A 21,176-nucleotide genomic window follows, 5' to 3' on the forward strand; every position below is an offset into this window, starting at 1 on the left:
ATGAAAAAAATTGCAAGCATTGTAGTCGGTATCCTGTTAAGTTTTTCCAGTCATGCCTTAAATAACCGCTTCGATACCATGGTTATTTTTGGCGACAGCATGTCTGACAATGGCAATATTTACCGCTTTCTCTGGCACTACCTGCCGGCATCTCCCCCTTATTATGATGGCCACTTTTCCAATGGACCTTTATGGGTCGAATACCTCTATCAACATTATTTCCCAACGGACTACACCGCAGGCTTTCAGGATTACGCCGTTGGTGGCGCGGGAGCCGTGTTGTCGTACAAGGAAAACCTGCCGTTTACCCTGACGTTTGAGCTCGATAATTACCTGTATTGGCATACTTATGGGCGTAAGGAAACCACCTTGTATACCTTGTGGATTGGTGCGAATAATTACTTGAACGGCCCGACCAATGTCGAACCATTAACGGATGGGGTGGTGGCAGCCATTGGTTCGGTAGCCGAGCGACTTATCAGTTATGGCGGCAATAAATTTTTAATCGTCAACCTGCCAGACATCGGTCATGCCCCGTTTGCCCGCGAAAACAGCAATGAAGCGTTACTGACGTTATTGACCGTGACTCACAACCGCAAATTGAAAGCGGAAGTGGCGCGGTTGAAAGCAAAATACCCGGATGTGACGTTCATTTATTTTGATATTTACAGCTATTTTGTTGATGCCACCCAGCATGCCAATGATTATGGATTAACCAATACCGAGGAGCCCTGTTATCTTGGGGGGTATACCGGCTGGGTAAAGGCTTTATTGCCTGATGAGGATACATTGCTTGAAAACATGAGGAAACGTTATCCCAAGCTTACGGAAAAGCAGTGGTTAATGATAAACTCCAATCCCGAGTTGCATGAAGCCATGCTAACCGATTATGTGCAGGCGTTACTTCCCGCTCGACTTCAGGATGAACCTTTACAATGCGACGGCTACCTTTTCTGGGATCGTGTTCATCCGACCACGACTGTGCACCGTTTTATTGCTGACAAGGTAAAGGAACTCATTGATGATGCGGGTTTGTTGGCGGTATTGCCTGACAACGAGATGAAGAAGGCCAGTTGATGGAAGAGTCGAAAAGTAAATCACAAAAAAAGCGCGAAGCGGATGCATTACAGAAATTGGGTGTGGAATTAATTGGCTTAAGCCAGGCCAAACTTGATCAATTGCCCCTGCCGCCCAATTTGCGGCAGGCCATTATGGATGCCAAAACAATCAGAAGCCATGGGGCAATCCGCCGTCAGGCCCAACTGATTGGTAAATTAATGCGGGCGGCGGACAATGAAGCCATTGTCACTGCCTATAATCAATTTATTGAGGAAGACAACGCCAGGACGGCTGCGTTTCACGAGTTGGAGCAATGGCGCGATCGTTTAATTACGGAGGGCAAAGACGCCCTTACGCAATTTATTGATTGTTACCACCCAGAGGATGTTCAGCAGCTTCGCCAATTGGTTAAAAAAGCCATTGAGGAACGGGATAAGGACACCCATGCCGGTGCATCGAAAGCATTGTTTCGTTTTCTAAGGTCCTGTTTATAATGAATTACTCTCTGTTTGTCAGCTGTGCGAAGGGGCTTGAATACCTGCTTGAAGACGAAGTCCGTCAACTGGGTTTACATGTGGAGCGTGTGAGTCCACAGGGTGTTTTTGGTGAGGCCAGTCTCGCGGTAATTTATCAGCTGTGCATCTGGTCGCGTCTTGCCAACCGCGTGCATTTGCTGCTTTTTAGCGGGGAAGCTCATAATGAGCAAAGCCTGTATAAATTGTGCAATCAATTCCCCTGGCAGACGGTGTTTACCGTGGATAAAACGCTGGCAATCGAATTTCATGGTTCCTCAGCCCACATCCGTAATTCCATGTTTGGCGCGCAGGTGATTAAAGATGCCATTGTCGATCATTTCCGCAAACAACAGGGTCATCGCCCATCCATAGACCGGGAGCAGGCTCACATTCGCCTGCAGGCTCATTTAAAACAGGATCAGGTGACAGTGAGTCTGGATTTAACCGGTTACAGTTTGCATCAGCGCGGTTACCGGACGCAGGCTGGGGAAGCGCCGCTAAAGGAAACGGTGGCTGCCGCCATGCTGCTTCGCGCCAAGTGGCCGCAGTTGGCAGCCAAAGGCTATGCGTTCCATGATCCTTTTTGCGGCTCAGGCACCCTGGTGATCGAAGCCGCCATGATGGCCAGCCACATTGCCCCCGGCTTATTAAGGCAGGATCAATCCTTAATTCATTGGGTTCAACACCAGCAGTCGCTGTGGGATAAATTGCGAGCCCAGGCCCTGCAGCAGGTTAAACCGCCCAAAGTAAGCATCAAGGGAACGGATAACAACAGTAAAATGATTAACCTTGCTCGTGCCAATGCCGAGCGCGCGGGCGTCTCACGCCTGGTTGAGTTTGCGGTGCAGGCTATTGCGGAAATTCGTCCGGCCAGCAGCAATGGCTTATTATTATGTAACCCGCCCTATGGTGAGCGTTTAGGAGAAAGCACCCAGCTTATTCCCCTTTATCAACAACTGGGGGCAACCTGGCATGCTCATTTCAAGGGATGGGAGGCGGCGCTGATTACATCCAATCCCTTACTGGCTAAGGCGACGGGATTGCGCTCCAGCAAGCAATACACGCTTTTCAATGGTGCGCTCGAATGCAAACTGTACTGCATGAGCTTAAGCGAGAGCAACCTGCTTAAAAAGACCACCGGAGATGAACTTTCCGGCGGGGCGCAAATGTTTGCCAACCGCTTAAAAAAGAATGCGCAACACCTGCAAAAATGGGCTAAACGCAATCACATCAGTTGTTACCGTGTCTATGATGCCGATTTGCCGGAATACAATTTCGCCATTGATTTATACAATGACTATGCCGTGTTGCAGGAGTACGCTGCACCAGTCTCTATCGCTGCCCACAAGGCTGAAAAGCGCGGGCTCGAAGTCATGCAGGTTGTGCCGCAGGTTTTGAATGTGTCCACTGACAAACTGGTTGTCAAACAGCGCAAACAGCAAAAAGGCAGTAACCAGTATCAAAAGATGGGTGAGTTTAAGCGCACCCTGACCGTCACCGAAGGGCGGGCGAAATTCATTGTCAATTTATACGATTACCTCGATACCGGATTATTTCTCGATCATCGCCCGTTACGACTGCGTTTTTCCCAGTTGGCGCCAGGTACGCGTTTCCTGAACTGTTTTTGCTACACGGCCACGGCCAGTGTTCAAGCGGCCTTGGCTGGCGCCATCACTACCAGCGTGGATTTATCCAATACCTATCTGAAATGGGCGCAGGACAATTTTAGGCTCAACCACCTTGATCTGTCCCGGCATCAACTGGTGCAATTTGATTGCCTTGAATGGTTAAAAATGGCCAGGGATCGCTATGATGTGATTTTTCTTGATCCGCCGAGTTTTTCCAATTCCAAGCGCATGGCGGCGACTCTCGATATCCAACGCGATCATGAGATGCTGATTCATGCTGCCATGCGCTTGTTAAACCCGGGGGGAATGCTCTATTTTTCTACCAATTTAAGGCAATTTAAATTGTCGCCCATGCTAAACGGCCAGTATGCAGTAAGGGACATTTCTGCTGAAACCATTGATGAGGATTTCAAGCGCAACAAACGCATTCATCAATGCTTCCTGATTGAGAAAAAGCAGGCTTAATGACTATTTATCCCCTGCGCCGCTTTTCTGCTTGCACGGCTTGCAGGAGCAGGGCGCCAGGTGTGCAGTAGCAAAAAAGCGCACTTTTGCCTTTAATTCTTCAACAATCGCTTGCGCATGCAAGGTATTGAGGGCTATTTGCGTGGTTGCTTGTTCACGTTGGTTGACTAAAAACAGCGTGCTGTCACCTTCATAAAATTTTTTGGCTTCCCCTTGTTGTACTTTTTGTGCCAGCCTCAACTCCCGGGTTAAAAGCGTGATTTGTTGAATCCCCCGTCGGATGCCAATGCGCATGGTTAAATAATCGTTGTGCAGCTGGTCATAAAAAAAACGTTTTGCGACTCTGATCTGGCGTAATTCGCTTTCCGCCTGAATTAAATCGCCCTTAGCCTGCCTTTGCAACAAGGGAAATTTAAAGGAAACTCCGACCATGGCGGCCTGGGGAATCAATAAGGGATCCCCTCCTGTGCCGTTTTGCTTGAACGTATAGGCGGTGGCATCCAGCTGAGGTAACAGTGCGTTTCTTGCCAAATCACGCTTTAATTTGATGATATGGCTATAGTTAGTAAGCTTTTTAAGCTCAGGATGTTCGTGAAGTGGCACGGGGCTTTTAGTCAGCGGTGTAGAGGCCTCAACCAACGAAGGCACCGTGTATTTACTCGGAATGATTGGCTGACCCTTGTCATTGCGGTAATAAAGTGACAGATTGACGCTGGCCTGTTCGAACAACATCCGGCCCTGGTTGAGTAGTTGCTCCCGTTGGAGTATCTGCTGTCGATTTTCACTGATGGCCAGCGCGGGCAAATCGCCCTGGTGGGCCTGCTGCTCAATGGCGTGTTGGCGTTTTTTTGCCAAGTGCAGCAGTTGTTCAAATGTTTTTAATTGCAGTCCTGCTTCTACCCATTGCCAGTAAGCCTGGATGGCTTCCTGGTAGATTTTAATTCTTACCGCCTCAGCATCCTGTTGTTTCATAAGAATCAATTCGGCAGAGGAAAGTAACGCCGTGCGCTGTTTATCAATTAATCGATCACGAAGCAAAGGCAGTGACAATCCTGCCCGGTATTCACCGCCTGAGTTGGTCAAATAATTTTTATAGTAAATGGGCCAATCCCCTTCCCCCTTTCGGTAACCCGCAAAAAGTTTGACGCCATTGTAAAGGGTGGGCATGGTAAGCTGCGTATCGCCATAATTATTGATGTAGCCGCCAGCCGGTTGGGAGCGGGTGATGGCTTTAAGTTCAGGATCAAATTGACCATGGGCTTTGATTAACTCCCCCTGCGCTTTTGCGATGTCAAGGCGGGCAATCTTTACCTGCGGATAATGGTGATTAATGCTTTGCAGTACGTCAACCAAATAGAGCATGCGGGGTTTTTGCAACGCCTGGGCGCCGTGGGGAATTAGAAGGGCACCTAGTCCTGCCAAGGCTAAGAGAACCTGATTTTTAAAGGTCATGGGTTTGTTTTCCCGGCTACGCTTTCAGGTGGAAAGCCATTAAACTGGCGCCATAATTCATACCACAGCGGAACTTCTCCTAATTGAACCCAGCCATGAACGCGGACCCCTTGCCTCAGAAATTGCGGTGAAGGCCACGGCTCATCAGGCACAATCACCGCACGAAAAAGGCCTAACCCATTGTCGGTTGGATCAATGAAGGCCACCTTTCCTCCAAAAGTACCCACGGCAATCTGAGGCCATCCCCGGAATTGAATGGCGGGCCATCCTTCAAATTGTAACCGTGCTTTCTGATGTAAGTGGACAAAGGGAATGTCATTGCCGTCAATCCACAGTTCCACCGCCCGCGATTCGGTCTCTGGAATAATCTGCGCCAATATGTCCCCTTCCTTGACAACCACGCTCTCCTGCCCGGTTAACCGTTTAAAAATGATGCCTTTGACATGGGCTTTGATGAGCTGGGATTGCTGTCTTGCAATGCGAACATCAATAGAGACCTTATCAATATTGGCCTGTGCCAATTCATTTTGGTATTTTGTGTATTCAATTTGCGCGAGTTCGTACTGACGTTTGGAATTAATGCCTTGCTGATAGAGATTTTTTTGCCGCTTGAGGTTTGCTTCTCCCGCCAGCAAGGCCTTCTCTGCGGCGTCTATACGAAGCATGATGGCCTTTTTCTCAAGCGCCAGACGTTTCAATAATTGCGGATCATTGTCGTTGATATCCACCAGCGGATCGCCGGGATTAACGCGCATGCCCTCATCCACATACCATTTTTTTATGCGGCCATTGATGGGCGAATTGACCGTGTGGGGCCGTTCAGTAGGAGAGAAGGCAATCACTTTGCCGCTTCCTAAAGCGAATTGTTGCCAGGGCGTGAAGCTTAAAAACAAAAACAGCATCAGCAGGATTAAAAAAATAACCCTGGCAATTTTGCGCGGGTTCGGTAACTTACCAATCATCTTGTCGGCATGTAACTTCATGAGAGCACCAGGCGGTTAGCAAGCGGAATAAGCTCAGGATAACGCGTTATGATAATCAGAATGGTGTCATTCAGCGTGGCTAAATGCATCAGGATGTGTTCGATGTCTTTTCTGTTTAAGGTATCCAGGGCACCATCAATGATAAGAAGCTGTGGCCTTGCCAGCATGGCACGAATGACCATGAGTTGAACAAGCTCAAGTGGGGTAAACACGCCCTCCCAATCAAAAATAATGCTTTTTAAGCCATGAGGTTGCCGCATGATTTTATCCATGAGTCCGAAGGCGATTAATAGATCTTTGAGTTGCTCGGTGGAAAAAGAAGGGTGATTCAGCCTGAGGTTGTCATAAATGCTGCCGGCAAACCATTCATTGTCCCGAATTAACAAGGCATGCTCCCGGAGCGAACGTCGTTGTTCTTGCAGACAGAGGATGTTGTTGACGAGAATGGTGATTGGGAGGCTGTTTTTAAATCCCAGAATTAATTCCGCGATGTATTGGCCAGGTTTTGATTCATCCACACCAATGACAAGCGGTTCTCCCATGCGGCTTGACGCTTTCTTTTGATCTTGGGTGATGACGGTAAGGCTTTGCATGGGGATAATCAATTCACTGAGTTCTGTTTTTATGGTTTCGCAGGGTAGATTTAATACGGTATCAATTTTATCTTCAGAGGCCACCAGGTCATAGTAATTTTGCAGTAAGACACTAAAACGCTTAAAGGTGTAGATTAGTGCCCCAAGGACAATCTCGGCAGCAACCAACTGCCCCAAACTCAATTGGTTATTGATAATTAAATAGCCGCCCATGCCCAACAACAGACTACTGGCAAAGGCGGAAAGCAGGTAGAAACCGAACTGATGTTTAATCAGTTGCTTAAAATGGGTGTTACGTGCTTTTAAAAAGGAGACCAGGCGTTTATCCGCCTGATGAACAGCGTATTGATGGTAATTGTTAAAGCGGAATAAAAAGCGATTGGTGAGCAGTTCCTCTAACCAGGCACCCACCTGATGTTTCTGCGCACACTCTTCCTTGGCACTCTTAAGTCCCTGGCGATAGGGAATGAAAACGATAAGCAGGATGCTCAGAATGATAAAACCATCAAACACCAGAAAAAGCGGATGGTAAAACAGGAGCAGGACCAGGCCAAAAAACAGTTGCAGGCTGAGATTGACCCCGTAGAGTAAAAGACTGGCCAATGCTTTATTAACGGTGACTATTTCGAAAAAGCGGTTGACGAGCTCCGGCCCATGATGAACGGAGAAATTCGCCAGTGAAAGATGAGTAAACTGCCGGGTTAGATTCAGGCTGATTTTTACCATCAATTTCTGCTGAATGACTTCAATGATGACACTCTGCCAAATGGTTAATGCCCCCAGGGCAAGCATTAATACCAGGACGATAAGGCTTAGCGTCACCACCGGCTGGAGTAATTTGCCAAAGGCGATGAGGTTGATTAATGTCTGAGCGGCGATGGGTATGCTTAAGGTCAGTAAGCTCACCAATACGCTGATCATGACGATGGAAGCAATCGTCGCCTTGTCCAATACTTCCGTAATGGAATTCATACCCTTTTTACTCATGGGATAGCTTACCTTCGTCTAATGTTTCAATTTATCCATAATAAAGAACTCTAGCGACTCAATGGCCTTATTCTCTTCTTCCCTTTTTAATAGCGATACATGAATGTCATCCAACGAGGGTAAAACAGTATTATCCAATCGATCCAGATCATTTGGAATCATGCTGCGCTGGATCGCGGTAATGCCTAAGCCGGCCCGAACAGCTGCCATTTTACCGGCATAACTGGGGCTACTGAAGGCCAGACGCCATTTTAAATGATGCTCGTTCAAGGATTTGATGACATTGCCACGATAAACGCAGGGAGACGGGGAGAGGACTAAAGGAATGACCGAGTGATGATTAAGGGTTGGAAGCAGATCTTTTTTTCCTACCCATTCAACCGGTTCATTCCATACGTTCACCCCTTTTGCCGTGTTTTTTTCATTGGTTTTTATCAAAATCAAATCAAACTCACCTTGATGAAAGCGCTCAACCAGGCGAAGTGTTAAATCGCATTCCACATTGAGCATGACTCGAGGGTGGAGCCTTGAAAATTCGACCAGGATGTCTGAAAGCATCATGGAAGCAAAGTCTTCAGGCAATCCAAAACGAAGCTCACCCTGAAGCTCAGGCGCCTTGAAGCGATCGAGCGATTCACGGTGAAGTTCATAAATGCGTTTGGCATAGCCTAAAAAAAGTTCCCCATCAGGGGTTAACGACAGGTCACGTCCACGGGTAATGAGTTGTTTCTCAACCAATTGTTCAAGTTTGGCAATTTGCTGGCTAATCGCAGATTGTGTCCGGCCGACGCGCAATGCCGCTTTGGTAAAACTGTGTGTTTCCGCCACAGCGAGAAAGCATTGCAGGGTAACTGTATCCAGAGACATTAGAATCCCTAATAATATAAATAATAATTTTTAATTTTACTTATATCAGTATATCTAATATTTTTTATTTTAACAAAAGAAATTCTAATGATAATGGTGATTTTGATGATTCTCTTTTTTTTAAGCTTGTTATTAGGCTGTCCGCTAATGGCACTGGGTCTTCACCTCGTTTTTGCGTCTCGTCCGCTGGTGAGTGCGCAGTATGCGGGCTACTTGATGGGCGTGGCCTTTCTGGCCGCCCTGGGATTGCTGGGTTGTTTATCCCTGCTTGGGCAGCCGATTCTCTGTTTCTGGATTAACATTGATACGTTAAATGCCTTGTTAGGTAGTTTGGTTTTGTTCATCAGTTTTGCCGTGCATCGCTTTTCATACCGGTACATGCAGGGAGACAGGCTTTACAGGCGTTTTTTTATTCTCATGTCATCCCTGACCGTCAGTCTGCTGTTGATGGTCCTTGCCGATCACCTTGGCCTGCTTTGGGTATCCTGGTCCCTGTCCAATGGCTTGTTGGTGATGTTGATGGTGCATAAAAAGGAGTGGCGCGCCGCGAAAAATGCCGGCATGCTGGCTTTTTATACGCTGGCTTTTGGTTCGCTGGCCTTACTTATGGCTTTCGTACTTTTTCATTTAAGTGGTTTAACGGGCTCTCTTCAGTCTCTCATGCAACATCCCCCATCCCCGGACTTGCCGTTGACGCAGGTGTCGATGATCTTTGTTTTGGTTACTGTGCTGATCCAATCCGCATTATTCCCGTTTCATCGCTGGCTTTTAAGCTCCTTGAACTCCCCAACCCCTGTGTCTGCATTTATGCACGCAGGCCTTGTCAATGGCGGGGGTATACTCATGGTTAAATTTGCGCCAATGATGACTCAGCACCCAGCCCTGCTGACGGGTTTATTTGTATTGGGGGCATGGTCGGCGTTGTCAGGCACCCTCTTTAAACTGATGCAGCATGACATTAAACGAATGTTAGCCTGTTCAACCATGGCACAAATGGGGTTTATGATGATGCAATGCGGGCTGGGGTTATATGCTGCAGCCATCGCCCATCTGTGTTGGCATGGTTTATTTAAAGCCTCTCTTTTCTTAGGCTCGGGTGCAGCGATTGCGCAATCGCCACCAGAAAACACCCTGAAACCGTCTTTTATGTCATTTTTCCTCGCCGTTTTCGGTGGGCTTGGCGCTGCCTGCGCGTTTGCCCTGATTACTCATAAAAGCATGTCCTGGACGCAAGCGCCTGCCTTTGTGCTGTTTTTTGCATTCATTGCCGGTGCCCAGTTGATGCTGACCTGGGTTTGTCATCCTAAAAGCCGGGGAAATCGGATTACCGGGTTAGTCGCCGCGGCTTTGGCTGGGCTTTTATACGGCGTCAGCGTTCATGGTATCGAGCAGCTGCTTCCCCGCGTGATGGCTACCCAGACGCTGTCGCTGTCATGGTTGCATTGGACAATCATGATCCTGTTTGGCGCCTTGTGGATTGGATTTAATGGGGGCCTTGCTGAGAAAGCAGGCGCAACAAGGTTGGGTTGTTGGCTTTATATGACGCTGTTTAATGCCAGTCAGCCCTCTGCAAAGACGGTGACGGCGTTACGTACCGATTATCGCTACTAAACGCATTGAGGAGTAAAGATGACCATTGCAAAAATGCCTTTGGCACAAGATCATGAATGGGACAATCAACAGGCCGTTTTTCCCTTTCGAACATCCAATAGAGCGCCTGATATTCGAGTGCTGGTTGAAAAAGCCGCCGAGGTACTGGCTCCGGTGTGGCCGCTTGAAACCTTTATTGCCTGTAATCCGCTTCAGGGCTATGAATCCCTTAATTTTGAGGAAGCACTGGCTTTAAGGCAGTGGCAATCGCCCAAAGCCGGGTCTGTTTCGCTTTTGGCGGTAAACCGGCAAATGATAAAGTGGTGTAGCGGTTTTTTTGATGAAGGGCAAAGCCGTATTGATATGCCCTATCGGGCAAGTGGATTTTATGCCGCTTTTTTAAAATTAGCCTGTTTTGATAAACAGCTGCACCACAATAACAAGGAATCAAAGCGTTTTCTCCGGGAACTGCCCGAGTCGGCTGAGGACGCAATTAACCGCTGTCTGTTAAGGCTTGGAGTGCCTGCCGGTCAAGAAGAATGCTTTTTTTCGCAAACCTTTCTGGCCCTTCCCGGATGGGGTGGGTTTGTGAAACGGCATACCCAATGGCGCAGTGTCACGGCAGCAGAAAGGCCGGTGACCCTGATTGATTTTCTCGCTGTTCGCCTGGTGCTGACTTGTTTACTATGGCCTTGTGCGGCTAAAAAACAACCTAACCTGCAGGGCAATGACTCGATCAAACCCTGGGTTGCCCCATTGAAAGCCAACGAGGCGGCCTATCAACAGACGCTGCTTGGCCGGCTTTTGCCGCAATTGAAAATCCCCACAATCAAGACAGGACGAAAAACCGCGCAGTGGGTGTTTTGTATCGATGTCCGTTCAGAGCCTCTTCGACGCGCCATTGAGGCATCAGAACACTACCAAACCATGGGTTTTGCAGGATTTTTTGGAATGCCTGTGCGTGTCAGTGAGTTTGAAACCGGCAAAACCAAAGCCTGTTGCCCGGTGTTATTAGAGCCCCGTTTTGCCATTCAAGAAATGCCCATCACCGTCAATGAAAAAACGTTAAAACGCTCTCAGAGAGGGAAATCCTTTATCCGCCGTTTAAGGAGCCTCTACACGCAGTTAAAGCATAATATTTCATCTCCCTTTGCTTTAGCAGAGTGTTTAGGCCCCTGGTCGGGTGTCATTCTGGCGTTTAAATCCCTGGCGCCTCATTTAAGCCAGCGCGCAGTTCAGGTCATGACGCATTGGTTTGCTCCTTCACTGCCCACTCGGGTCATCCATGAAGCCAGTGAAGCTGATTGGCAACACGGTCTGTCCCTGCACGAGCAAATTACTTATGCTGAAACAGCCTTGCGTCTCATGGGACTGACTTCGGATTTTGCCAAGCTCATTATTCTCTGCGGTCATGGAAGTGCGACTGAGAATAATCCCTATGCTTCGGCATTGGACTGCGGAGCCTGTGGTGGCAATCATGGTGGTTTTAATGCGCAACTGCTCGCGGCCATTCTCAATAAGCCCAAGGTGCGACGGGGGCTGGAAGATCGCGGCATCCACCTGCCTCTGGATACCCTTGTTTATGCAGCGCTTCATAATACCACCACGGATGCGGTTGAAATTCATCATCAGGATGCTCCTGCGCCGATTTATCCTACGCTTTTAAAGCAACTTCAGGATGACTTAAGGAAGGCTCAGTTTAAAACCAATCAAGAGCGCGGACTGGCTCTTGGGAGCAAAAAACCGCATCAGGATGTTATCCGCAGAAGCCTGGACTGGTCTGAAACACGTCCTGAATGGGGACTGGCACGAAATGCGGCGTTTATTATCGCACCGCGTCAGTTGACGAAGAACATTCCACTGGACGGGCGCTGTTTTCTTCATTGCTATCATTGGCAGGAGGATGAGAAGGGAGCATTGCTGGAGACAATTTTAACTGCACCCATGGTGGTCGCTGAATGGATAAACACCCAGTATTTGTTCTCCACGCTGGATAATGTCGCTTACGGAAGCGGTAGCAAAATTACGCACAATGTCGTTGGACGAGTGGGCGTCATGCAGGGCAATGGCAGCGATTTAATGCATGGTCTTCCTCTGCAATCGGTAATGAGCAGCGATGAACAGTGCTATCATCAACCCCAACGGTTACTCACGGTGGTTTATGCGCCCAGGGACAGGGTGTTGCAGATTATCGCGAGGCATGAGCGGTTACAAAATCTTTTCTTTAACCAATGGGTGCACCTGCTGGTCATTGATCCAGTCAATCAGTTGCCCTATCAGCTTAATCCGCAGGGCCATTGGATTTTATTAAGCGACCCGCAGACTGCGAAGCCTGCATCTTGCAATCAAGAGGAGGAATGGCATGCTGTATGAGCATCATGCTGTGCTTCTGGCCTCCATGCATGAAAAAGAACGGGCCATCGCCAGACCCTTCCTGGAACGCCTGTCCTGCACGCTCGCGATCCATGATTTTAATACGGATCAGTTCGGTACCTTCACCGGTGAGATTGAACGCCGCTTAAGTCCTTATGAGACGGGCCTGCTTAAGGCGGAGACGGCGGCAGCGCAGTATGGGTATCGGTTGGCTGTAGCGAGTGAAGGCAGCTTCGGACCCCATCCGCTCATCCCCTTTGTTGCCAGTGCGCAAGAATGGATGGTGTTCATTGACAGAGAGTCGGGTTTGGTTATTGCCGAGCACTTGATAAGTCAAAAAACCAATTACGCCATGATGACCATTCAGAAAACAACCGATATCAGCGCCTTTCTTAAACGATCCGGTTTCCCCTCCCATGCTCTGACACTGCAGGCAGGCTCCGATAAAGGGGTGCTGGCCAAAGGCATTCGCGACCTGGATTGTTTAAATGCCTGGCTGGAGCTCGGTTTTCAAAACGAAAACGACTTGCTTTTAGGCACGGACATGAGGGCGATGATGAATCCCACCCGGATGGAGGTGCTTGGTGAGCTGGCGGATAAACTGGCACAAAGGATTGCGACCTTATGTCCAGAGTGCCATGCCCCGGGGTTTGGTTTCAAGACAACGCAGGGCTCCCTTCCCTGTCGTCTCTGTGAGGCCTCAACCTCGTTTTACAGACACGAAGTTTGGGCCTGTGTGCAGTGCGATTATCAGGAATTAAAGGAACGAAACGATGGGCTTTTGGAGGCTGAACCCACGTATTGTGACTATTGTAATCCGTAAACAATCGAGAAATTAGTGTTGAAATGGTCTTGCACGACGCCCTGACCACTGGCTTTGAGTCAGGACGGGAATTTCAGGGTTCCAGATTACTCGGGATCTTTGCTGACTATCTCCGTATTATCGGATGTGCCGTGCATGGCCTGTTTTAAGGGCTGCATGTAGCCGGCCATGAAGCAGACTTCCGCTGTTAAATACAATGGCGCGACCAGAGCCTGATAGAAATTATCGATTAAAGCGGGACGGCGGCCCTCAATGAAATGCCCGGCCAATTGCAACAGCCAACCCAACACGAACAGGACTACGAAAGTCCAGAACGCGCCGCTGGTGAGTCCGGCATAGGTAATCAGGTTCGCAATCCAGAGTAGAATCACAAGAACCGGGAGAATAAGCAGACCGAGACGCCAATGGAGGCGCATATAATAAATCCACAACAGCAGGGTGGCGATGTCAGCGAAACTGATGTTCAATACATTGGGTGGAATGACCAGTCTTATAAATCCGAGGAGGATCATCAGCGACAGGATGATAAGCGGAACGCCAATGATATGGGTATAAAAAGTGGCAGTTTTTTGATGGTATTGAGCGTAAAAGCGGGCTTGTTCTATAAAGGTTTTCATCCTGAAGTCCTTGCTTTCTTTTCTTAAAAAGTTAGCACAGACTGCCTGAAAGCTCCACTTTTGTATTAACAGGCTGACCAGCGAAAACAGCCGGTTATATGATCATTGACCATGCCCACGGCCTGCATAAAGGCATAGCAGGTGGTTGGTCCCAGAAAGGCAAAGCCGTCTTTTTTTAGTTGTTTGGCCATGCGGGTCGACTCTTCCGTTACTGCCGGAATCTGGCTTAAGGTCTCCCACTGATTTTTTTTCACCAGTCCATCGGTAAATTGCCAGAAGTACGCCATGACATTTTCTCGCTCTGCTACCCGTAAAAACGCCTGGGCATTGGTGCGTACGGATTGAATCTTTAATCGGTTACGGATGATCTCGGGATTTAAGAGCATGACTGTAAGGTCAGAATCCGATGCCTGGGCTAAATGCTGGGGCGAGAATTGCATAAAGGCCTGACGCATGGCATCACGCTTTCTAAGTACGGTAATCCAGCTTAGTCCGGCCTGCATGCTTTCCAGGACAAGCATTTCAAACAGTTTTTGAGGGTTTCGGACGGGAACGCCCCACTCCTCATCATGATACGCGGTGTACAGGGGATCCTGTTTACACCATCCGCAACGTGTAACCACAATGGACTCCAATGGGCATGGACAGTTGAATCCATGCCCTGTCTAGACTTATTTATGCAGGAATTTTTTAAGCTGGTGAATGGATTTCATGTCGGCGGCGCGCAGTGCAAAAGCCTGGATATCATCCGAACCCAGATCATAAATACAGTAACTGAACCCTTCGCCATCATCTTCAGGGGAGGGACGACCGGATAAATGATAAAGCAAGGCATTGCCTTCTTCCAGGGCTTGTTCTTCGTCGCTTGCCTGGACAGGGCCAATACCAAATACCCAGGTGTTATCGGTATTGTATTGACTGATGTGGTAGGTCAGGTAGGTGTTGGACATGATGACCTGAGCCATGCTTAACCCTTCGCTTTTAATTGCGCCAGCGTCAGGGCAGGACTCCAGGGTGTGACTGGCAGCCCAGGTGGTGCCGGCCAAAAATAAAGCGCTCGCAAAGGCAGCAAGTTTGGCTGTAAACTTCATGTAAGACTCTCCTTTAGGTTGCAAAAATGCCGGGTCAGCGTAGCAAGGGGAGTGAGAAGATGCAAGACGTAGAAAATAAATTTTTATGCCTTGTCAAAGGTAAGGCGTGCAAAAACAAAGAGCACATTGCCGATATTGGTGCCCCCGGGGACGTAGGCTGCGGACAGCGACACCTGCTTGTAGGTCAGGCTTATCCAGGGTGCTGCACCGGGAAAAGGGTAGCCGTCAAAAATATCCGGACGCATGGTGACCAGCACGGAGTAGCCGCCGCCGATTCTGGCATTGGGAGACAGTTGCAGGGTTTTTAAAAAGGCATAACCGGCCACGGGTTGCACATGCTTGTGGGAGTCTAAAAAGGCCATGGCATAGAGGCCGTGCCAATCCCCGTCTTCATCGTAAAAGCCTTTGCCCATGCCGCCGCCCCAGGCGTTTTCATTGTAACGGGTTGTACGCAGCTTTTCTTCTGTGTACATGAATCGGTTATGCCATGCATAAAAGGGCAAGTACACTTCATTACTGCCGTCATACCAGATCTGATGAAGCCTTGAACACATTTTTCTTAACAACCAGGGCTTGCTGGCGCAGGAGGTGGTCTCATTGGCATAGGTCGGTTGCCACATCAATAGGAAAGAGAAGACAAAAATGAGTGATGAATTTTTCATTAATTTGTGTGTTTCCGTATTTCTCAACAACTGATTAAGGCAATAAACGGGATTGGATCGCTTATTGCTTTCAACATTTAAACGGCACAAAGAGCATACTAACATGGACTTGTTTCGCAAAAAAGCCATACATGAATCGGTTAATGGGGCGCCCCGTCTGGCTCAATGCCTGACCGCGTTTGACCTGGTGTTTCTCGGTGTCGGGGCAATCATCGGGGCCGGGATTTTTGTGCTGACAGGCATTGTTGCTGCAACGCATGCCGGGCCTGCAATTATTCTTTCTTATGTAGTCGCCGGCTTTGCCTGTGCTTTTTCAGCGCTCTCGTATGCCGAGCTTGCAGCGTCGATTGGCGGTTGCGGCAGTGCCTATGGGTATGCCTATGCGGGGTTTGGTGAGTTGATAGCCTGGATTGTCGGATGGGATCTTATTCTTGAATACTCCATTTCGGTTTCTGCTGTTTCTGTGGGCTTCAGCGGCTATTTTAATGACATGCTTAAAATAGTAAAACTGGATTTGCCGCCTTCTCTTTTGCATGGGCCTTTAAATCATGGATGGCTCAATGTCTTTGCCATGGGCATTATCCTCTTTTTAACCGCCTTGCTGATTCTGGGTGTGAAGTCGAGTTCCCGGACTAATAATGTGATGGTTTTTATTAAACTCACCGTTATTCTTCTGTTCATTATCATTGCCAGCATGAATGTGAGTCCGGTCAATTGGTCGCCGTTTATGCCCTTTGGCTGGACGGGCGTGATGAGCGGTGCGGCCTTGATTTTTTTTGCCTACATTGGTTTTGATGCCGTTTCGACGGCAGCTGAGGAAGCCATCAATCCACAGCGTGATTTGCCGCGCGGTATACTTGGATCATTAATCATCTGTACGGTCCTTTATATGATCGTGGCGGCCCTGCTGACAGGCATAGCCCATTACAGTACGCTGAATGTGTCTTCGCCAATCAGCCATGCGCTCATCATGCTGAATTACAAAGTGGCAGCGGGGCTTATTGGCGTCGGCGCCATTGCCGGGCTCACCACAGTCATGCTGGTGTTGTTTTATGGATTAACCCGGGTATTCTTTGCCATGGCGCGGGACGGCTTGCTGCCCCAGTATTTTGCTCAAACGCATCCGGTTACCAAAACGCCGGTGCGTATTGTACTGCTTTGCGGTAGCGTGATGGCTCTGATTTCCGCCCTGATTCCGATCTCCGATTTGGCCGAGCTGGTGAACATCGGCACCCTGTTTGCCTTTGTCATCGTCTGCCTTGGTGTTATTATTCTGCGCTATACTCATCCTGAGATGCCGCGGCCGTTTAAAACACCGTGGATGCCAGTGGTTCCTATTCTTGGCATCGTGAGCTGCGCTTATCTCATCATCAATCTTCCCTGGGTTACCCAGTTGCGGTTTTTAATCTGGATGCTGGTGGGCATTGTGATTTACTTTAGTTACAGCCAATTTGCCAGCCGCTTAAGTCCAGTGAAGCAGGAACCATGAGGTCAGGAGTTGCTTTTGAACAAAAAAGGGTTAAAAAAAAGCAGAAAACAGTTGATTTCCCGTCTGCTTAAAAAAATCGCCATGAAACATGAAAAGGAGAGCCGTGTTTGTTTTGGTGAATTGGTTAAGGAGTTGGGTGATCAGGCGTTTGGCCTCATTATGATTTTGTTTGCTCTGCCCAGTGCCTTGCCTGTCTCTGCCATTCCCGGTATTTCCTTTATTTTTGGCTTACCCATTCTGTTTATCGCCATTCATTTACTGATAGGCCGCCGTATCCTGTGGTTGCCCAGGCAATTGGCCGATCGCAGCATTGAGCGCGGTACTCTGCTTGATGTGGTGACTAAAACCCGGCCCTATTTAATGTACGTGGAACGTTTGCTGAAGCCGCGTCTGACTTTCTTTTCAACGCCCTTCATGGAGAGGATGCATGGCGTGGTTCTGCTGTTGTTAAGCATTTTATTATTGCTGCCCATACCCTTCAGCAATTTTATTTTTGCCATGCTAATCATCCTGTTTGGCTTGGGAATTGCCGAGCAGGATGGCCTTTTTCTTGTATTAGCCTATACCGGTACGGTGTTGTATGCCCTGGTGCTCATCGGATTGACACGCGGCATGATTCATTATTTCACTGGATAGTTAACATGATGCCGGCAGCCACGATGCCGGCGGCAGGAATGGTCAGTAACCACGCTAGAAAAATACGCCTTAAAACCGGCCAATGCAGGAGACTCGGTCCATTGACGAAACCGACACCCGCAATGGCGCCGGTGACCGTGTGGGTGGTGGAAATCGGCACTCCCAGTTCTGTCGCGGCAAAAATCATGGCAGCGGCCCCGGTTTCGGCAGCACAGCCGCGAAGGGTCGTCAGTTCCGTTATTTTTTTCCCCATGGTGTCGACAATGCGCCATCCGCCCGCCAACGTACCCAGGGCAATGACGGTATGGCATGAGAGGACGACCCAGAAGGGCACATGAAAATCTCCTTTAAGCCAGGAAGCGGAGTAAAGCAGGATGGCGATAATCCCCATGGTTTTTTGGGCGTCATTGCCGCCGTGCGTCAGGCTGAGTAATGCTGAGGAAGCAAGTTGGAGTCGTTTAAACAAGCGCTCCGTTCGCTCTCGAGGATGGCGTTTGGCCAGTCGCGTCATGCCCAAGGTTAACCAATAGCCAATCAGCATGCCCACCAGCGGTGAGATAAAAATTCCCGCAACGACCTTACTAAAGCCCGCTGGGATCAAGGCGGGAAAGCCCGCTTTAGCCACAGCAGCCCCCGCTAACCCGCCAATCAAGGCATGGGAGGAGCTGGATGGAAGACCATAATACCAGGTGGCTAAATTCCAGAAAATGGCACCCATTAAGGCGGCGAAAATTAACTGCGGATTCACCAAATCAGGATTGACGAGACCGCTGCCTATGGTTTTGGCCACCGACAGGCTAAAGACCAAGAAGGCAATGAAATTAAAAAACGCAGCCCACAGTACCGCTTTTTTGGGGGTTAAAACACCGGTGGAGACAATGGTGGCAATGGCGTTGGCGGCGTCATGAAAGCCATTGATAAAATCAAAAACAAAGGCAATGATAATCACAAAAAGGATAAAGAAAGTGCCGGTGTCCATGGTTATCCTTATTCCTTATCGACCGTATCCTCAAATTCATTTTTGCGAGGAACAATGCGGATCTGAGTAATCCGTGCACCCTGAATGCTTTCTATAGTAGCGGAAAAATCGGTAAATTGAACCGTCTGCCCCTCCCTTGGCAGCGAGCCCAGCGTATAGAGAATCAAACCGGCGACAGTGGATACTTCCTCTTCTTCCTCGCTGTTTAGCATGATTTCAATATTAAGGGCTCTTTCCAGTGCGTAAAGAGGGCAATCACCTTTCACCGTGAGGGAGCCATCGCCATGTTGAATCCAGGCATCCTGCGTTTTATGAAATTCATCTTTAATTACGCCAATGACCAAATGCAGTAAATTATCGAGGGTAATGAAGCCGATAATGTTTTTCTGGCGGCCGTACACCAGCGCAAAATGAGGGATTTCCCTCTGGAATTGCCTGAGCAATGCCAGCGCCGGCAAGCGGTAGGACACCTTGGGAATCGGGCGAATCACTTCCTGCAAAGGCAGTGTGTCATCACTGTGATGGTTTTGCAGAAGCATCTGGATGTCTTTGACGTGCAACAACCCGATAATCTGTTTCTTCTTGCGATCATAAACGGGGTATCGGCTGAAGCGCGTGCGGGTGATGATTTCAACCAGTTGGCGTTTGTTGATGGGGGTATGAATCATGACAATGTCATCGGAAGACCGCATGACATCCATGGCCTGCAGATCAGCCAGTTCAAGTGTATGAGCAAGGATACTGCTGGCCTGAGGGGTTAACTCGCCATGAATCTGGCTTGAGCGCAGAATTAACTTGATTTCATCATTGGAATAGGCCTGTTCACTGGGGTGAATGACATCCAGATCGAGCAACTTCAATAAAAAATTGGAGCAGGAGTTTAAAACCCAGATGATGGGATACATCAACCAGTAAAACCCATAAAGCGGTACAGCAGTCCACAGGGAAATCTGTTCGCTTTGGCGGATTGCCAGTGATTTCGGCATGAGCTCGCCAACCACAATGTGAAGAAACGAAATCAGGGAAAAAGCAAAAATAAAACTGATGAATTCTATAACGGTATCGCTCATAAATCCTAGGGTATGCAGCAAAGGGGTCAACAGCCTTGAAAAAGCAGGCTCCCCTATCCAGCCTAATCCCAGGGAGGCTAAGGTAATACCCAATTGACAGGCCGAAAGGTAGGCATCAAGCTGCTCATGGACTTTAGCGAGAATTTTGCCGCGGATAGGGTATTCGTCTCCCAGGGCCGCCACGCGGGTGTTTCGCAGCTTAACCATACCGAATTCCGCCGCCACAAAAAAGCCGTTGAGCAGGACCAGCGCCAGGCCGACAACAATGAGAAACAGGTTAAAGAGACTCACAGGTAATAGCTCGTTTTAGTCATCAATTTGGACATGGCTGACATCATGGCCTGAATAGGGGAAGGCAATGCGGCTGCGCCTGCCGCTTCAGCCATTGCCGCATGGTGGCTTTCTTCCTCGTGCATCTGTTGAAGGATCGCTTTGGATTTTAAATCAGCAGCCGGCAGGTTATCCAGGTGATCCCGCAGGTGAGCCCCGACCTGACGTTCCGTTTCGGCCACGAAGCCCAGGCTCCATTTATCCCCGGCCAGTCCCGCTAAGGCGCCTATGCACAGGGAACCCAGGTACCATACGGGGTTGAGTACGCTGGGTCGGCTGTTTAATTCCAGAAGACGCCGTTCACACCAGGCCAGATGATCCACTTCTTCAGCCGCTGCCTGTTCCATTTGCTGACGGACTTCCGTTAAGCGTGCCGTCATCGCCTGCCCCTGATACAGTGCTTGAGCGCAGACTTCACCGGCATGATTAACCCGCATCAACCCAGCCACGTGCTGTTTTTCCTTGGCGGTTAAAGGGACTGCATTAACGACACCTTCATTGGGTAGGGGGCGGCTGCTGGTCCGCTGTTGCGGCGGACAAAGGGTGCGCAGCGCGGTATCTGCATGGTGGAGCAGCTTGTCGATAAGATTCTGAGCCATACGCGTCATTCATTTACAAGAGTAAGGTAATGGTAGCCTGATTAGTCGGGAGTTTGAAGCAGAATTGCACATTTCTGACTAAACTTTGAATACGTTTTGCAGAAAACAACAGTCATGGCCGGTTTAAATAAAGAGTCATTTCAGGAGTGGAAAAAAAACCATCAGAATGCCCGTCAGGAAAAACAAGAGCATGCCGTGACGGAGCAATCCAAAGAGAACCCTTCTCACGGTGAACAGGTGGATCATTACAATTCATTAACCGAGGGCGATTTTGAAACCTTTGATCCCACTGCCGATAAGCCTGCTTAACGCCCTTTTTTATTATTCCCTTGATTATTGGCAAAATTTCCAAACATTATCTATAAATT

20 protein-coding genes are annotated in these 21,176 nt (G+C 48.8%); 9 read left to right on the forward strand and 11 right to left on the reverse strand.

The genetic code is table 11. From position 1 onward, the window contains the following. The 3 genes from GH742_RS00065 to rlmKL are packed head-to-tail and all read left to right on the forward strand — an operon-like array spanning position 1 to position 3,667. Positions 1–1,077 (forward strand): SGNH/GDSL hydrolase family protein, encoded by a 1,077-nt coding sequence (locus GH742_RS00065; RefSeq protein WP_203455603.1) that lies wholly within the window; start codon positions 1–3, stop codon positions 1,075–1,077. Next, a complete protein-coding gene (yjgA, locus tag GH742_RS00070) occupies positions 1,077–1,553 on the forward strand; it encodes a ribosome biogenesis factor YjgA (RefSeq protein ID WP_203455604.1) in 477 nt (158 codons plus the stop codon). Before GH742_RS00065 ends, yjgA begins: the two co-directional genes overlap by 1 nt. Then, on the forward strand, positions 1,553–3,667 hold the full coding sequence (gene rlmKL, locus GH742_RS00075; RefSeq protein ID WP_203455605.1) for a bifunctional 23S rRNA (guanine(2069)-N(7))-methyltransferase RlmK/23S rRNA (guanine(2445)-N(2))-methyltransferase RlmL: 2,115 nt from the start codon (positions 1,553–1,555) through the stop codon (positions 3,665–3,667). The genes yjgA and rlmKL overlap by 1 nt, the downstream gene beginning before the upstream one ends. Before the next feature lie 3 nt (positions 3,668–3,670). Here the strand turns inward: rlmKL and GH742_RS00080 are convergent, their stop codons facing one another. Genes GH742_RS00080 through GH742_RS00095 form a run of 4 tightly spaced genes read right to left on the reverse strand, consistent with a single transcriptional unit; the run spans position 3,671 to position 8,549 of the window. Beyond that, the gene (locus GH742_RS00080; protein ID WP_203455606.1) at positions 3,671–5,119 is read right to left on the reverse strand and encodes a TolC family protein; all 1,449 of its coding nucleotides are present in this window, start codon (positions 5,117–5,119) and stop codon (positions 3,671–3,673) included. After that, entirely contained in the window at positions 5,116–6,102 is a 987-nt protein-coding gene (locus tag GH742_RS00085) for an HlyD family secretion protein (RefSeq protein WP_203455607.1), read from the reverse strand. The genes GH742_RS00080 and GH742_RS00085 overlap by 4 nt, the downstream gene beginning before the upstream one ends. Next, on the reverse strand, positions 6,099–7,682 hold the full coding sequence (locus GH742_RS00090; RefSeq protein ID WP_203455608.1) for an ABC transporter transmembrane domain-containing protein: 1,584 nt from the start codon (positions 7,680–7,682) through the stop codon (positions 6,099–6,101). Before GH742_RS00090 ends, GH742_RS00085 begins: the two co-directional genes overlap by 4 nt. A gap of 18 nt (positions 7,683–7,700) precedes the next feature. Further along, a complete protein-coding gene (locus tag GH742_RS00095) occupies positions 7,701–8,549 on the reverse strand; it encodes a LysR substrate-binding domain-containing protein (protein WP_203455609.1) in 849 nt (282 codons plus the stop codon). A gap of 87 nt (positions 8,550–8,636) precedes the next feature. Here GH742_RS00095 and GH742_RS00100 point away from each other — a divergent pair, with 87 nt between their 5' ends. From GH742_RS00100 to GH742_RS00110, 3 genes are read left to right on the forward strand one after another with little or no spacing between them, the layout of a single operon-like run. Continuing rightward, positions 8,637–10,160 carry a proton-conducting transporter membrane subunit gene (locus GH742_RS00100; RefSeq protein ID WP_239005227.1) on the forward strand — a complete coding sequence of 508 codons (1,524 nt, stop codon included), beginning with the start codon at positions 8,637–8,639 and terminating at the stop codon, positions 10,158–10,160. A gap of 18 nt (positions 10,161–10,178) precedes the next feature. Beyond that, positions 10,179–12,512: a DUF2309 domain-containing protein gene (locus GH742_RS00105; protein WP_203455610.1), complete on the forward strand. Its 2,334-nt coding sequence runs from the start codon at positions 10,179–10,181 to the stop codon at positions 12,510–12,512. After that, on the forward strand, positions 12,502–13,335 hold the full coding sequence (locus tag GH742_RS00110) for a DUF6671 family protein (RefSeq protein WP_203455611.1): 834 nt from the start codon (positions 12,502–12,504) through the stop codon (positions 13,333–13,335). Before GH742_RS00105 ends, GH742_RS00110 begins: the two co-directional genes overlap by 11 nt. Before the next feature lie 86 nt (positions 13,336–13,421). Here GH742_RS00110 and GH742_RS00115 read toward each other — a convergent pair whose 3' ends face one another. The 4 genes from GH742_RS00115 to pagP all read right to left on the reverse strand — a co-directional run bounded on the left by GH742_RS00115 (position 13,422) and on the right by pagP (position 15,705). Continuing rightward, complete coding sequence (locus tag GH742_RS00115) at positions 13,422–13,952, reverse strand: DUF962 domain-containing protein (RefSeq protein ID WP_203455612.1); 531 nt, start codon at positions 13,950–13,952, stop codon at positions 13,422–13,424. Between the two features lie 65 nt (positions 13,953–14,017). Beyond that, entirely contained in the window at positions 14,018–14,575 is a 558-nt protein-coding gene (locus GH742_RS00120) for a DNA-3-methyladenine glycosylase I (RefSeq protein WP_203455613.1), read from the reverse strand. Positions 14,576–14,623: 48 nt separating this feature from the next. Next, positions 14,624–15,043: a DUF4949 domain-containing protein gene (locus GH742_RS00125; protein WP_203455614.1), complete on the reverse strand. Its 420-nt coding sequence runs from the start codon at positions 15,041–15,043 to the stop codon at positions 14,624–14,626. Between the two features lie 83 nt (positions 15,044–15,126). Then, on the reverse strand, positions 15,127–15,705 hold the full coding sequence (gene pagP / locus GH742_RS00130) for a lipid IV(A) palmitoyltransferase PagP (RefSeq protein WP_203455615.1): 579 nt from the start codon (positions 15,703–15,705) through the stop codon (positions 15,127–15,129). A 103-nt stretch (positions 15,706–15,808) separates the two neighbouring features. On the opposite strand from pagP, the gene GH742_RS00135 reads away from it, so the two are divergent. Together GH742_RS00135 and GH742_RS00140 are read left to right on the forward strand one after the other, a co-directional pair. After that, positions 15,809–17,194: an amino acid permease gene (locus tag GH742_RS00135; RefSeq protein WP_203455616.1), complete on the forward strand. Its 1,386-nt coding sequence runs from the start codon at positions 15,809–15,811 to the stop codon at positions 17,192–17,194. 15 nt (positions 17,195–17,209) lie between these two features. Further along, entirely contained in the window at positions 17,210–17,830 is a 621-nt protein-coding gene (locus GH742_RS00140) for an exopolysaccharide biosynthesis protein (protein WP_203455617.1), read from the forward strand. Here the strand turns inward: GH742_RS00140 and GH742_RS00145 are convergent. From GH742_RS00145 to coq7, 3 genes are read right to left on the reverse strand one after another with little or no spacing between them, the layout of a single operon-like run. Then, positions 17,820–18,809, reverse strand: a complete 990-nt coding sequence (locus GH742_RS00145) for an inorganic phosphate transporter (RefSeq protein WP_203455618.1) — start codon at positions 18,807–18,809, stop codon at positions 17,820–17,822. The genes GH742_RS00140 and GH742_RS00145 overlap by 11 nt on opposite strands. 8 nt (positions 18,810–18,817) lie before the next feature. Continuing rightward, positions 18,818–20,170: a hemolysin family protein gene (locus tag GH742_RS00150; RefSeq protein ID WP_239005228.1), complete on the reverse strand. Its 1,353-nt coding sequence runs from the start codon at positions 20,168–20,170 to the stop codon at positions 18,818–18,820. Next, positions 20,167–20,808 (reverse strand): 2-polyprenyl-3-methyl-6-methoxy-1,4-benzoquinone monooxygenase, encoded by a 642-nt coding sequence (gene coq7 / locus GH742_RS00155; protein ID WP_239005229.1) that lies wholly within the window; start codon positions 20,806–20,808, stop codon positions 20,167–20,169. Before coq7 ends, GH742_RS00150 begins: the two co-directional genes overlap by 4 nt. 114 nt (positions 20,809–20,922) lie before the next feature. On the opposite strand from coq7, the gene GH742_RS00160 reads away from it, so the two are divergent. Then, complete coding sequence (locus GH742_RS00160) at positions 20,923–21,117, forward strand: hypothetical protein (RefSeq protein WP_203455620.1); 195 nt, start codon at positions 20,923–20,925, stop codon at positions 21,115–21,117. Positions 21,118–21,176 lie beyond the last annotated feature (59 nt).

Origin of the sequence: Legionella sp. MW5194 (assembly GCF_016864235.1) — a bacterium.
In the GTDB taxonomy this organism is placed as follows: domain Bacteria; phylum Pseudomonadota; class Gammaproteobacteria; order Legionellales; family Legionellaceae; genus Legionella_C.